Below are 14,300 nucleotides of genomic sequence, written 5' to 3' on the forward strand. Positions count from 1 at the left end.
TTTTCTCTCCTAGTGAATAACATCGCGATTCATGACCGCAAAGAGCTCTGGATTATCACGGTAGTCAATCGGCACATCGATTAAAACAGGACAAGATTCTTTTTGCGCCTCTTTAAGAACAGGAATGATTTCTTCCGGGCTTTTTAACTCATAACCCTTGGCGCCAAAGGCCTGAGCATAATGGATTAAATCAACCTTACCAAAATAAACACCACTGGTTCTTTTATACTTCATCATTTCCTGCTCAAGAACCATGTTGTAAGAACCATCGCGCCATACAAAATGTACAAAATGGAGTTTTTCCCGTACTGCCGTTTCAAGCTCTTGCGCTGAAAATAGGAATCCACCATCCCCAGAGATCGAAATCACTTGTTTGTGAGGAAAAGCCAATTTTGCTGCGATGGCCCAAGGCAAACCCACACCTAACGTTTGCTGTCCATTACTGAACATAAGTTGATGTGGTTGATATGACAAGAAATAACGAGCCATCCAGATATAAACTGTGCCAATGTCACAAGCGATATGCGTGTCATCATCAATATACTGCCGCAACTCATAAATAAAGCGAAGCGGATGAATTGGAAACCCTTTTTTTGTTTTCCCTTGGGCGATTTTGGCATTTAAGGCCTCATGGTAGATTTCGGCGTGCTGAAGATTCCCTACAACCTTCCGTTCAGCAAGTGCTTTTTTAAGCAATGAGATATTTTCTGCGATACACCCTAAAATCTCAAATCGCGGTTGATAGGTGTAATGGATTTCGGGCGATACCGCATCAAGATGAAGAATAATCTTGTCCCCTTTGGGGTTCCACACCTCCGGATCATACTCTACAGGATTGTAGCCAACCGTGAGAACGACATCTGCCTTTTCGAGCAGCTCGTCTCCTGGTTGATTGCGAAAAAGACCAACACGGCCTGCAAAACAGGAGAAGAGTTCGCGAGAAACCACTCCTGCACCTTGATAAGTACTTATTGTCGCTATTTTAGTTTGCGTGAGTAAAGACCGAATGGCTTGAGCATTTTGCGGCTGGCTTGCCTCTTCCCCTAAAAACAAAACGGGACGTTTTGCCTCGGCAATGAGATCAACTGCTTTCTGAATCGTTGTCTCACAAGCAAGCACCACCTCCACTTCCTTGCGGGGTGAAATAATCATTTCTTCAGCTTGCTCAGCCAAGACATCCTGCGGAAAACTAATAAAGCAAGCGCCAGCACGCGGCATAAGCGCTTGTTTAAATGCCATAGCGATAATTTCTGAGATATTACTGACGCTCATCACTTCCACACTGTATTTCGTTACTGCTTCCATCAATTTGGCATTATCTGCTGACTGATGAGACATTTTGAAACGCATGGCACGTGACACATTACCACCGATGGCTACCACAGGATCTCCTTCTGTTGTGGCAGTTAATAAGCCAGTGGCAAGATTGGCGACACCAGGGCCAGAAGTAACCAATACCACTCCTGGTTTCTGAGTGAGTCGTCCATAAGCCGCGGCCATAAAGGCAGCATTCTGTTCATGCCGACAAAGAATGAGTTTGATTTTAGAATCAAGAAGTGCGTCGAAAATACCATCAACTTTTGCTCCTGGAAGACCAAAAATGTACTCGACCCCCTGCGCTTCAAGACATCGAACGATAAGCTCTGCTCCCTTCACGTTGATTATCCCTTTGAAGTTAGATTTGACTCTCCTTATCAAACTATAACCCATAAAATCACAATATGGATTAAAAAAATGCGGTTCGCAGCAAAACCGCAATGATCTCGCTCTTCAAGTTTAGTTTGACAAATCAAAAGCCGAATTACCGTGGTCAAGTCACGGTAATTCAATATTCTAAAAAGTCAAACAATAAAAACCTGAAGATCGATTATAAATGAGCAAATGCGTGTTAATATATCTTCTTTTTCTTTGCTTATCGATCATGACTCCGTTAATTGACGCGACTTACATTGCCAAATTACAACACGATTGCATTCTTAGCTGGAAAACAGAGGGAATACGGCTAATTCAACAAGACTTCCTCGCTTTGGTCGAAGAAAATCATGCCTTTAATTATCGTCTCTGGCACGCGGAAGACAGAGCTAGACGTGAGGATATGGGATTTGAATTTGTTTATCATGCCAAGCGTGAAATTGATCATTGCAATCAGCAACGTAACAATCGTATGGAAGCAATGGATGAATGGTTATTCACCCATCTTGAGCCAGGAAAACCAACAGACTGTCCTGTTCACTCTGAGACTCCTGGAATGATGATCGATCGCCTCTCTATTCTTGCATTAAAAGCCTACCACATGAAATTACAAGTGATTCGGGAAGACGTCGAGGATACCCACCGCAAAACATGTCAACGTAAATGGCAAACGATCATTGAACAACAAAGTCAACTAATATCCTGCTTAGCACAACTAATGACTGAGGTCATTCTCAAACAACGCACGTTTAGAGTTTATCATCAGTTTAAAATGTACAATGATCCTAATTTGAACCCCGAACTATATCAAAAAAGTTAGGGTGTAATTACCAATACTGTGGCACGGAGGGAGTGAGCTTTGTATCTGTTGGAGGAGAGGGAAGTTTTATTGCATTAGACAAATTGGTACCTGTCAGTGTGGATTTTCCTTTGCCTAACTCTCTGATATCCAATGCGCTTTGTGAATGTGATAACTTTGGTCTTTGCCCAAAGATAGAATGAATAATTGCACTTCTATAGAGTCGTTTTTGGTGTTGCTTGTTGCTTTCTTGGTCAGATACTATAGATGTCGTTTCTTTTGGAGTTATTGGACTAGGACGAAGAGCAGTCTCATTAACGCGACTCGGGGAACCAGAGAGCTTACTCATATGCTCTGATTCCCCTGACAACGAGGTCGTTGTTAATTGATCTCCTGTTGCCTCAACCTTGACCGTACGAACAGCGTCAAGGGGGGCTCTGCCAAAGCCGCGAGCGTGAGCCCTTAGCGCAAGTACCACTGCATGAACCAAGGCACTTATTACGGTCACCCACAACATAACAGGGGTATCATGGTAATGTCCATCTGCACCACGTTCTTGCAAGGGATTTAGGGCGAAATCAACTGCTTTTGAGCCCTTGCCCAAGCCTGAGCAAAGAGAGCGAACAACTTCAAATGCCTCTTGGAAAAAGAATTGCGGCGAAGGATCAACCACCATCCTATCAGTAATTGCTGTTCTAATTTCCTCAGGTTGCAAACTATTCACATCCTTTTTTGCATCAGAAAATATTTTAAGCAAACCATCTATTCTTTTATCAGCAAGCTTGCTTGTCTCTTCCTGTTTTAATTGATGCCAATGCGCGTGCAACATTGCATGGATAGTGAAACCAAGTAAAAGAACCATACCAAGTGTACTTGAGGTAATAAGCAGTGCAGGAGGAAAGCTTGCAGAACTTAAAACAAGAACGGTAGCGATAGCAAATAAAGCACTGGCTAAAGCACCATAGGCAGCCAATCCATTTCTTAGCCCTGCCAGAAAAGCCGAGGAATAAGAAAGAGTCGACAATTCGCGAAGATAATTTCGCTTCTTCTCAAAATTATCATAAACACTCGCTAATTTGCTCATCAATTCCTTTTGCTTTAACCGTCTTTCTTCATTTCCTCCTGATAAAGCTATCTCTTGAGAGAGGCCATGTAACTGCAAAAAATACTCTTGTAATTCTTTCCCGCAGAGAGCCAATTCAATTTTTGCCCGTGCAACAAGCAACCTACGTTGAAAATCGTGCTCTTCATAGACTCGTGTAGCGATACAGGCGAGAAAATAAATAGCACAAAAAACAGTCATTGCTGTCAGCACAGCGGGCGACAAACTGCATAAAGTTAGAACACCAATATAAAGATAAAGACCATCCACTATGCCACCATAGGTGGCCGAAAGTAACATTTTTCGCCGCAATGCCTCTGATTGGCCTTGAATCTCTTCATGCTTCTTTTGAATTTCTGTTAAAGTTAATGTCTTAGCAGCCTGGATCTCAGAAAGTAGAACGGCATTTGCCCTCATCATGTCTTTTCGCTGATTAACGTAATAACGGAACCAGAGCCGATTCACCGCTGAAAGACAGCCTAGCAACAGACCAACGGGCACAATGAGATGGTGTAGATTCTGACTGCCGCCTAGAAGCTCCATCAATTGAATGGTGCTACGAAACCCTTTATAAGCGTTTTTTAAACCTTTCATTACATCGCGACAATAAGGCCAAACAGTAGCTATAAAGGCTTTTAATTGATTCTTGTCATCATCTTTGTAATGATTAGCAAGCATTGCAAAGACAATCAACGTTAATGAGCTTGAGGCAGTGAGTACGATACCTTCTGGAGTAAGCATCCATTCATGCATCGCATCTGAAGAAGAACCGACTTTATTTAGCATATCAAAGGCATATTTGATCATGCTATAAGAAAGGCTTAAGCCGTCGAGTGCCCCATAAAGAGCATAGATATAACCCAGTTCATGTAACCTTTTCGCCAGCAATCGGCTCTGAGCATCCATTCTCCCGGCAATCAGGTAGATAGAACTTGATTCGTCATGCTTCACTTCAGAATCGTCAGAATCACTTGTGCTCGTCATTTAGAATAAAAGGCAACGGCTAAGATGGGGCAAATTGTATCGAACCCAGAACTAAATGACAACCAATCTTTCATGTTGAATTAAAATAAACCAAGAAAAATGGCCCATCGACAATAATATCACAAAGCGTAAGAAAATGTAGGTCTCGCAAAAGACTGATGCAATCGTCATCTAACAGCTTATGCCACCCGGACTTTGAGAGTCCACGGACAGGTTATTGGGTGATGGCCACGGCTCAAGTAGCGACTCAAGCTTGATAAAATCCATTGTTCTTACTGCATATAACGCTGACATGGCGTCACAGGCACTTCGCGAAGGGCCAGTCACCTCCTCGCTCGCCTTTGCACAAGATGCCCAACTATGCACATCATCATCTATTATTGCATCTATTGCAAAATCAATACCTAATTTAGAATTCGAATGAAACCAATTCTCGTATTTCTGGGTTTCAGGATTATAAAAGTGTTTTTCTGGGAATGGCTGTATAGTAAATGCAGGCACAGGAGAAAATGACACGCTGCAGTATTCATAAACGACGTGCATGGGTAGTAAGCGCTGAGCACCACCAACACCCTTTATCCATTGCTGATCAATTTCATCCCAATTATTAATCTGGTTATAGGGCATATTAAAATAATTCACATTCATTTGCAGTTCTTTAATGATGGTATTTTGAAAATCAAAATGCTTTTCTGTGATCGTTTTGCCATAGAGTTTGTAAGTAACCCCGTTTTGCTTCACTTGCTTATATTGAGCGAATAACTGAGCTTTTATTGCTTTACCTTCTTCATTTTTGGGTAAGCAGTCAAGCATCATCGTCCACATGTGTTTATCCAAAGCCCAAAGTGCATATTGAAAGCTGCTTATATTAGAAAAAATGCGGCCTGAATAATCGGTGATTTTTCCCTTTTTAACAAGTAAATGAACATCTTTCGCAAGCATCGCCCTAACCGCATCATATTCTCCACGCACGACATGAAGTAATAATTTACGGACGTCAAGTATGGGTTTAAAAAAAGCAGCATGGGGCTTTGAAGTTAGAACGAGGTTTAGTAAATCAGGGGATATTAAATGATCTGCTATTTCATGATTCGTTTCCAACGATAACTTCTCGAATAAACTTTTTTGACGCATATTTTTCTTGGGGGCAAGCTGGCGCAATTGATTAAATAATGATGTATTTTATTTAAAAAAAATGACTTTGTACATGACTTTAAGATTAAAATATGGACACTAAGTACAGCCGTCACCTGAAAGAAGCGCAGCAAATCACAGGATTATTAGAGGTATCACGTTCCACCCCCCGCATCGGACCCCTTACTTAAACGAACGTCTTCGCGAGCAGGATAGATTTTTTTATCATCTACGGAAGATGACTCCGAGCAACTCTGGGCTTAAGGTTACAAATCTGCTAGCATAAAGTCTTTTTTCAAAGGATTTAAAGGGTCTTAATGAGTTTGCGTGGTTTCCTTATTGTCATTTTATCTTTGCTCTCAGGGTGTTGTATGGCAGCCAATCAAAAAGTAATTTATGGCTATGTTGAAAAAGCCACTTTAGTTGATAAAGGTATGGTCTTATCTGCTAAATTGGATACGGGCGCAAAATCAGCCTCTCTTAGTGCTATTGACATCCACGAAATTGAGGAAGATGGCAAAGCCTATTTACGCTTCAAGGTACCTGGCAAAAATGAGGAAGTGGAATTTACTTGCGAATACGTGGGTAAAGTCAAAATTAAAGTCCGCGCTGGAGAGCATCTATCTTTGCATCACATTGAACCTATTAGACGTCCCGTTGTGCTCATCGGCATTCAAATCGGTAAAAAGAAACGCACGATTCCTGTTAACTTAACAAATCGCAAACGCTTTAACTATCCTCTCCTTTTGGGTAGAGATGCAATCATTGCCTTCGATGGTCTTGTCGATCCACAACATGCGTTTTTGATTAAAACTGAAAAAGTTGAAAAAAATGAACTCAAATAAACGCCATGTTTATGGTTTAATCCTTACCTTATTTCTTGTTGGCATAGGTGTCTTCCTCTACCGTCATTTGATACTTGATGTCCCTCTAACAGATACTGAAACAGTAAATAGTTGGATGGTTGAAGCTCATCTGCGCTTTGCTGCGCAACGTAATATGCCAGTAAAAGCAAGTTTTACAATTCCTTATATGCCACCCTATTTTGCCATTTTGGATGAATACTTTGTCTCACATAACTATGGAGTGACAACAAATTTAAGCGGTTACAATCGCGTTACCGTATGGTCTCTCAGACGAGGCAGTGGTGCGCAATCACTTTATTATCGAGCTGTTTTTCGCGAAACAGATAATAATGAGTCTTCTCTTGCCAAGCCCCCTCCGGTAAAAGCCTTACCTTTGACTGAAAGTCAAAAAGCAGCAGTGGCAGCAATCACAAATCAAGTTCGCCAATCCTCTGCGGATATACAAACCTTTGCTCAAGGCACAATTAAGGATCTGAACAAACAGGATGGTAACGCCAAACTCTTGGTGGGCAGTGAATTCAATGATGATACCATCATAAAAGCAGCCATTATTGTATTAAATCAAGCCAAAATTTACGCCATGCCTGTAAAGGGAATTTACTTGAAACGACAAAACAAGACAGAATTAAAATCCCTTATGGTCGTTTATAATGGCAAGGATTGGGTTTATATCAATCCTCGAACAGGAAGTGCTGGCTTACCCAGAGATTTTCTCATATGGCAGTATGGTTTTGACCCGGTTTTTGCAGTGTTTGGCGGGAAAAAACCTGTATTTACCCTAACTGTTTCTCCAACACCCATCAATGCCCTTTCTATGGCAAAAGCAAGAGGACTACAAGCCGATTCACAATTACTGCGATTTTCTTTACTGCAATTGCCAATTAGTGTGCAAGAGACCTACAAAATTCTGCTCACTGTCCCCATAGGTGCTTTCATCATTTTGCTACTACGCAATTTTGTTGGCCTCAAAACCTTTGGGACGTTTATGCCCGTTTTAATTGCTCTAGCTTTTCGTGAAACGCGTGTTATTTGGGGAATCACCCTTTTCGTTACGATTGTGTCATTTGGCTTAATGGCTCGTTTTTATCTAGACCAATTGCGGTTACTTTTAGTACCAAGATTAGCTGCCATCCTTACCGTGGTCATTTTATTGATGATTTTTATCAGTGTATTGAGTCAAAATTTGGGATTGGAATCTGGCTTATCCATTGCCCTGTTCCCTATGGTTATTCTTACTATGACCATAGAAAGGATGTGCATTACCTGGGACGAGCGAGGAGCTTCAGATGCAATTAAATCAGGCATTGGTAGCTTAATTGCCGCAGTGATCGCCTTTGCAGTAATGAGTTATCAACCGATGCAATATCTGGTTTTTGCTTTTCCAGAATTGCTTTTGGTTTTACTTGCCTTAATCCTATGGTTTGGTCAGTATCGTGGTTACCGACTTTCTGAGCTACTCCGTTTTAGGGTTTTAGGCGGAGAGCAAATATAATGTGGGGGTTGTATCGCCATTTGCGTAAACATGGTGTTTTAAGCATTAATCGGCGAAATAGTGATTACGTTTTAAAATACAATCATCGGAAACTTTACCCTCTAGTGGATGATAAATTACAAACCAAAAAACTAGCCCTTCAAGCAGGAATTGCTGTTCCTAAACTTTACGAAATCGTCGAGACTGAGCACCAGGTAAAAAACATCGATACCATTTTGGCTCCCTATAAAGATTTCGTTATCAAACCCGCCCATGGAGCTGGTGGGGATGGCATTCTCGTTATTACTGATCGTGTTTTTGGACGCTATCGGCAAATTAATGGCAAATTATTTACAAGCCAAGAACTTAGTTACCATCTCTCCTGCCTACTTACAGGCGCTTATAGTTTGGGAGGTCATGCTGATTACGCCATTGTAGAACATAGGGTCGTTGTTGACCCCGTTTTTAAAGAAGTCAGTTATGAGGGCATTCCTGACATTCGTATCATCACCCTATTAGGCTATCCTGCGATGGCTATGGCGCGCTTACCAACACGCCTATCAGGAGGAAAAGCCAATTTACATCAGGGGGCAATCGGTGTTGGAATTAACTTAGCCAATGGAAAAACGTTAGGAGGCGTATTCCATAACGATGCCATTGATTATCATCCTGATACCTTAGCGCCGATTGTGGATATTACCGTTCCTTATTGGGATCAAATTTTGGGAATAGCGGCCAGTTGTTATGAATTAACGGGGCTCGGTTATATTGGCGTTGATATTGTCCTTGATAAGGATCATGGTCCACTCATGTTAGAACTCAATGCTCGTCCAGGTCTGAATATTCAAATTGCTAATCGTGAGGGCGGCCTTAAACGCTATCAGAAAATTGAAGACCGTGCGGCCAAGATAAAAGAATCCATCACCGAGCGCGTAGCTTACAGTAAGATGGAATTCGCTCGTTAGCTAACCTACGAAGCTGAATTTATTACTTATACCGATCTTAATTTTATCCTTTTATTGTCATCCAGAGCGAAAACGAAAAATCTCCTGATTAATCGCCGACTTAATAAAAGAGCGTAATACAACGATAACCTTTCGTCATTCCTGTTGCCTCAATAGAACCTGTTGCCGAAGGACAAAAAATATACTGAGTCGTTGCCTCAGAATAGGTGTTGCTTTTGAGAGGTTTTGTTGCGATTAAAAAATAATTGCTATTGAGCCTGGTGGGTGTGTGGGCGAGAAGCCTGTGAGTGTGGGCAATAACTGTGAATAACGTCTTTTTGTTATTCATGGTTTTGTCCACACGTCCCATAGGGCACAGGCTGGTCCGAAGGACTCGTCCATCATATCCACAGGCTTTATGTTCCTGTCTTTTTACAATATTGAATAAGACTTTCATTAAAGAGCCTTTCTTTGTTTTACATGTTGAATATTCACTAATCTAAATATTAATTTTAGCTTTTTTTGAATCTTTTTTTGCAAGTCAAACGGGTCGAGTGTATTAAAGGTCTCTTGTAATTTTGTTTTCTGAGCGAGAGTAAGACCATTCGACGTCATCAGTCGCTGATAGGGCGTTTGGGGTTGATCATATTTTTTGATTACACGGGATTGAATTCGTACTTTGTCAATGAGCTTAATGCAAGGATAGAAAAAATTAAATAACAAGGAGACTTCGTTAGAATATAAGTCATTCATAAGCTCAACGAGCTTTGGATTACCAAAACGATGATAACCAAACAGTTGACGCACATGAGTCCAGTTCTTTTGTTCAACATGTGCATTATCGTCTTTTTTATAAGGACGAGAGCGAGTAAATTGAACCGCTTTTTGTGGGTCCCGCTCAGTAAAATAATGAATGAGATGCCAATTGAGAAACTCTGAGCCGTTATCACAATCAAACCCTTTGATTTCAAAAGGTAAATTTTTTTCTATGTCTTGAATACCCCCCAAGACACCATGAGCTCCTTTATTCCAAGTGGCCCGCATTTCTGTCCAGCCACTGAAAATATCCGTCAGCGTAATAGACCAAACAAAATCACCGGCTAGTGATGCTCCACAATGCGCAACGCTGTCGGCCTCCATAAAACCCACTTCGTTAGTATTCCACTGATTCGTATTGACTGGAATTTGATTCCTGAGAATACTTCCAGGCTTTGTTCCACTTAAGCCTTTTCCATAGCGAGTTTTAACAGGCTTGAGTAAGCGATCAATTGTAGCAGCGCTCATGGTTAGCAGTTGAGAGGATATCTCCGCCGCTAAAGGCTCATAATGATTTTGATAATGAGGTAACCATAAGGGAAGAGCTCTCTTTAATCGTTTACCACACATCTGATCCGTGCCAAGCCATATCTTTTTTAAAGGCTCCAGCAATATGGATGGGTCATAGGTCTTCTTTTTTCCAACTTTCTTCGGACTTTTATCAGAAATGGGTAACTGTCTTAATAAACGAGCTGCTGCTTTGCGATGATAATGATGCGTCTCGCAAAATTCATCCAGAATGCGTTTTTTTAACGCTCTATTGCCTCGTTGATAGCGGATACGCTGTATTTTTAGATACAAATCCATATTCACTTGCCCCATTTCTGTTCCTCTCGCTCGGCAACAGCCATATTGAGGCAACGAAGCAATTTATGGACTTATTTACGTCATCCTTCGGCAACAGATAATTTGAGGCAATTCGCATTTAAAGCGATTACAACTTACCTAAGCAAACCTTAATGTTTATCTAATATACTTGATGTATATTAAATATCCATTGAGGAATAAATGATGACGTTTGAAGAAAAGCAAAAAATTATCAGTTTATTGCAGAGCAAGCTGGATAAACTTCGTGGAGTTGATGCCGGCGATCACCCATCTGAAATCATGGAATTAGAGGGCACGGATAATGAGGAAGTTCTCGAAATCCCTGAAATGTTGGAATTTGAATCTGAATGGATTAAGGCTTTTAGCTCAGAAATTGAAAAATTGCTATCGTTACTAAAAGAAGATCAGTTAGAGTTATTTGAAGAAGCTTTTAAAAGCAGTTGTGAAAATCACGATGACGACATCAGTCTTTATTGGCAAATTGCTGAAATTGCATTTAAGCCAAAAACCATGGAAGACATGGCAAAAATATTGTTCCCCAACATGGATAGCGCAACAATCGATGAACGCATCAATGACCTCCTACACGAAGCTATCGACAATCCACAAATGCTGCAAACGATTCTGAGCTTATTACCAGAAGATAAGCGCCTGCCTGCGGTTTTAAAAGAAAAAGAGTTTGTGACATATAAATTAGAAGAAGAGTTTGGGACATATGAAGGAAGTACATTAGAAGAAGAGTTTGTGGCATATGAAGGAAGTACATTATATTTGTCTGCTACTAAACCGCAAGCATTGCGAACTATTTTGCAATGTTTGCCTGAAACAAAGAATTTGACAGAAGTAGAACATGTGGCCGTTATCAACTTATTGAGTCAAATTAATGAATTACGAGAGTACGAACAAAACAACAGAGGCCCCCAGGGAGATGCCGCTTACCGTTTAGCTAATGAACTTATCCATCTAACCACTCAATTTATTATTGGTGATTACGAAACTAAAAAAGGCATTGAAAATGACTTTAAAGCTACGATTAGCAATTTTAAAGCTGAAGAAGAAGATCTGCAGGAGATTTTAAATAACATAGAAAGTAAATTCATTGAATTCCAAGGCGTTTCAAGTTCTTCTTTTAAAGCAGCAAAAATAAAAAAATATGAGGAAGAGTGTACCATTCAAATCAATCGTCTTGAGAACTATGATAATCCTGTAGCTAAAGAAAAAAGAACGATACTAGAGCAGGCACGCGGTAAACTACAAGAGGCGGATGTTGATCCAGGTCAAAAATTAAATAATTTCTATGCCCATATTCGAGACAATCAAAACACTCTAGTAGAACCCCATAGTAGTTTACCGAAAGATATTATAAAGGGATTAATTACGTTTATAGGTTACATTTTGGGTGTATATCCAGGCGTTCAACTTAAACAACGACTGTTTGGAGAAAATCGACCTACAACGACAGGCGAAAAGATAGTAGAACCGGTATTACGAGACATAAACCCAAAAGGTTAGATCACCAAGCCATGAGATGATTATGACTTTTTTGCATGCAACGCAAGATGCAAGTTGCCAAGTGAACATAAACTGCAATTACCAGGAGAAGTCTCTCCGAAATAATTGCAGCCCAACATCTAGATCATTCCTGGTCAGCCTTGACACTGCGAATACGCTGCACTTCAATAACCAACAATTTGAAATAATCGTAGGACATGTAGAAATCACCATGGTCTCCTACATTGTCGCCCCAAGAATTACGAAGAGTAAACAAACCTTGATGTTTGCGACCTTGATCGTCAATCGCCACAGCATTGTCATCATAACCAGTGATAACCATCTCATGACCACCAAATATTGGTCTAAGGTAAACATCTCTTGCAATCTCTGGTGTCAACGCCCAGGTATCGAAAGTGCTCTTGTGACTACCCACAGCCCCCATAAAACCTAAATCGAAATCCAACAGGAGAACGCCAAAGGTTAGTCTGTCACCTGATTTTAGTGCAGCTTTTACTTCATTCACTATCCTATTCGTATCCACACGATCAGATGTAGCTTGATATACATCTAAAATTGGCGACCACAAGACTTGCTCATCAAGATTTTCACTTATCTGATGAAAGTCTTCAGGACTCATTTGCACATCTGGTGCCGAATCATTGACAGGATATTCCTTCACCCCTGCACAGCCTTGCGACATTTGCATCTCTTTACTGACAATACCAAAGAGGTCCATTTGATTGAGAACCACGCGTCCCCAAGAACCATCCCAACCACTATGTCCGTAACTATTTTTTTCAAGGTAATTACCTAACTCCAATTGGCACAATTGGCTAATATAGTCACCTTTATTTAAGGCCGCATCAACCGCTGCCGTATTAGCAAACGTTACACAGGTACCATGCATACCTTGATTTAATACAGGGACATTATTCATGCCCAGACTAGCTTGACTGCCTGATTTCGTTTCGCCACGATCCTCAGTCCTCAAGGCAAATTGCTGTGTATGCGCTAAAGCATTTTTAGCTCTGTTAGCAAAATGTAGTTTAGCTTTGTCTGATAATCGAACATCTAGGAATTTGATTTGTTTAATAACATTATTGGCTATTCTCTTTATCTGTCTTGCGCCAGATACATTTGCTGCAGCTGGTACTTTAGCTGTTTTTGTGACTGTACCAACAATTTCAATATCTTGCGCGACTACGCTTCCACTAACCACCATTGATAGAACGGCGAGTTTTTTTGCTAACTTCATAGTTAAATCTCCAATATTATCCATATCCACGGATCGTGGCCACCCGAGTATATCATATGGATTAAAATCATCCATTGCGGAGCAATTAAATACGCCCACCTCACCCCTCTATGAGCAGGTAGCATTAATCATCAAATTAGGATACTGTTTTGGGTTTAAAAAATAGAAGAATTTTATTGATCTAGGAATAGACCATGGTGGATTATCATTATTTCAAAAGCAAATTGAATCGATTTTATGCGAAATATGTGGGCTATGATCAACGTCAAACTTTTTTTGACATTGACCAAACGTTTCCAGCATTAAACACTATCACACAACATTTCTTGGACATAAAGAGTGAGTTTGAGAACGTGATGATGAGTAAGCAGCAGTTGCCGCGTTATCATGATGTCGATCCTGGTGAAGAAGCAATATCGAATACTACCGCAAAAAATTGGAATGTTTTTATGCTCTATCTTCTTGGCTATCAGTTACAAGAGGCACGAAACTTATGCCCAAAACTCTGCGGCTTATTAGAAGATATACCCCATTTAACACAAGCCTTCTTCTCTATTCTAGAACCTGGGAAATCTATTCCCTTGCATGAAGGCCCATATATCGGCTATTTAAGGTATCATTTAGGGATACATATTCCTAAAGATAATCCACCCGAAATAATTGTTAATAACCAGCCCTATACCTGGCGTGAAGGAGAAGCGGTATTATTTGATGATTCTTGGCCGCATGAGGTGAGAAACTTAAGCAGCGATTACCGCGCCGTTTTGATCATCGATGTGCTGCGACCCATGCCGTTTTTACCAAAATTAGTGAACAAATTCGTTACTAACGTTATTGGGCGTTATTTTTATGGCCGGAAAGTGATAAAGCGTGCTGCCCAGTACGGAGGAGAAATTAAGCCTTTGATTTTATAAG

12 protein-coding genes are annotated in these 14,300 nt (G+C 40.6%); 6 read left to right on the plus strand and 6 right to left on the minus strand.

Annotated elements, in window-relative coordinates:
• Positions 1 to 9 precede the first annotated feature (9 nt).
• Complete coding sequence (gene alsS / locus CKV79_RS13070) at positions 10 to 1,656, minus strand: acetolactate synthase AlsS (RefSeq protein WP_211248357.1); 1,647 nt, start codon at positions 1,654 to 1,656, stop codon at positions 10 to 12.
• A 265-nt stretch (positions 1,657 to 1,921) separates the two neighbouring features.
• Here alsS and CKV79_RS13075 point away from each other — a divergent pair, with 265 nt between their 5' ends.
• Positions 1,922 to 2,512, plus strand: a complete 591-nt coding sequence (locus CKV79_RS13075) for a DUF4254 domain-containing protein (RefSeq protein ID WP_035915218.1) — start codon at positions 1,922 to 1,924, stop codon at positions 2,510 to 2,512.
• 7 nt (positions 2,513 to 2,519) lie between these two features.
• Here CKV79_RS13075 and CKV79_RS13080 read toward each other — a convergent pair whose 3' ends face one another.
• Both CKV79_RS13080 and CKV79_RS13085 read right to left on the minus strand, forming a co-directional pair.
• The gene (locus CKV79_RS13080; protein ID WP_131796084.1) at positions 2,520 to 4,577 is read right to left on the minus strand and encodes a hypothetical protein; all 2,058 of its coding nucleotides are present in this window, start codon (positions 4,575 to 4,577) and stop codon (positions 2,520 to 2,522) included.
• A 171-nt stretch (positions 4,578 to 4,748) separates the two neighbouring features.
• Positions 4,749 to 5,711, minus strand: a complete 963-nt coding sequence (locus CKV79_RS13085; protein WP_028372842.1) for a hypothetical protein — start codon at positions 5,709 to 5,711, stop codon at positions 4,749 to 4,751.
• Positions 5,712 to 6,028: 317 nt separating this feature from the next.
• Between CKV79_RS13085 and CKV79_RS13090 the strand changes: the two genes are divergently transcribed.
• The 3 genes from CKV79_RS13090 to CKV79_RS13100 are packed head-to-tail and all read left to right on the plus strand — an operon-like array spanning position 6,029 to position 9,013.
• Positions 6,029 to 6,556 carry an ATP-dependent zinc protease family protein gene (locus tag CKV79_RS13090; RefSeq protein WP_028372843.1) on the plus strand — a complete coding sequence of 176 codons (528 nt, stop codon included), beginning with the start codon at positions 6,029 to 6,031 and terminating at the stop codon, positions 6,554 to 6,556.
• On the plus strand, positions 6,543 to 8,069 hold the full coding sequence (locus CKV79_RS13095) for an inactive transglutaminase family protein (protein WP_028372844.1): 1,527 nt from the start codon (positions 6,543 to 6,545) through the stop codon (positions 8,067 to 8,069). The genes CKV79_RS13090 and CKV79_RS13095 overlap by 14 nt, the downstream gene beginning before the upstream one ends.
• Positions 8,069 to 9,013: an alpha-L-glutamate ligase-like protein gene (locus CKV79_RS13100; RefSeq protein WP_028372845.1), complete on the plus strand. Its 945-nt coding sequence runs from the start codon at positions 8,069 to 8,071 to the stop codon at positions 9,011 to 9,013. Before CKV79_RS13095 ends, CKV79_RS13100 begins: the two co-directional genes overlap by 1 nt.
• A gap of 100 nt (positions 9,014 to 9,113) precedes the next feature.
• Here the strand turns inward: CKV79_RS13100 and CKV79_RS13105 are convergent, their stop codons facing one another.
• Both CKV79_RS13105 and CKV79_RS13110 read right to left on the minus strand, forming a co-directional pair.
• Positions 9,114 to 9,449, minus strand: coding sequence for a hypothetical protein (locus CKV79_RS13105; RefSeq protein WP_035915193.1), 336 nt, complete (start codon positions 9,447 to 9,449; stop codon positions 9,114 to 9,116).
• Entirely contained in the window at positions 9,449 to 10,630 is a 1,182-nt protein-coding gene (locus CKV79_RS13110; RefSeq protein ID WP_095141685.1) for an integrase, read from the minus strand. Before CKV79_RS13110 ends, CKV79_RS13105 begins: the two co-directional genes overlap by 1 nt.
• A 186-nt stretch (positions 10,631 to 10,816) precedes the next feature.
• On the opposite strand from CKV79_RS13110, the gene CKV79_RS13115 reads away from it, so the two are divergent.
• A complete protein-coding gene (locus CKV79_RS13115; RefSeq protein ID WP_028372396.1) occupies positions 10,817 to 12,148 on the plus strand; it encodes a hypothetical protein in 1,332 nt (443 codons plus the stop codon).
• A gap of 124 nt (positions 12,149 to 12,272) precedes the next feature.
• Here the strand turns inward: CKV79_RS13115 and CKV79_RS13120 are convergent, their stop codons facing one another.
• Positions 12,273 to 13,385 carry a C1 family peptidase gene (locus CKV79_RS13120; protein ID WP_028372397.1) on the minus strand — a complete coding sequence of 371 codons (1,113 nt, stop codon included), beginning with the start codon at positions 13,383 to 13,385 and terminating at the stop codon, positions 12,273 to 12,275.
• A gap of 194 nt (positions 13,386 to 13,579) precedes the next feature.
• Between CKV79_RS13120 and CKV79_RS13125 the strand changes: the two genes are divergently transcribed.
• A complete protein-coding gene (locus tag CKV79_RS13125; RefSeq protein WP_028372398.1) occupies positions 13,580 to 14,299 on the plus strand; it encodes an aspartyl/asparaginyl beta-hydroxylase domain-containing protein in 720 nt (239 codons plus the stop codon).
• Position 14,300: the final 1 nt, after the last annotated feature.

It is taken from the genome of Legionella lansingensis (assembly GCF_900187355.1).
GTDB classification, from domain to species: domain Bacteria; phylum Pseudomonadota; class Gammaproteobacteria; order Legionellales; family Legionellaceae; genus Tatlockia; species Tatlockia lansingensis.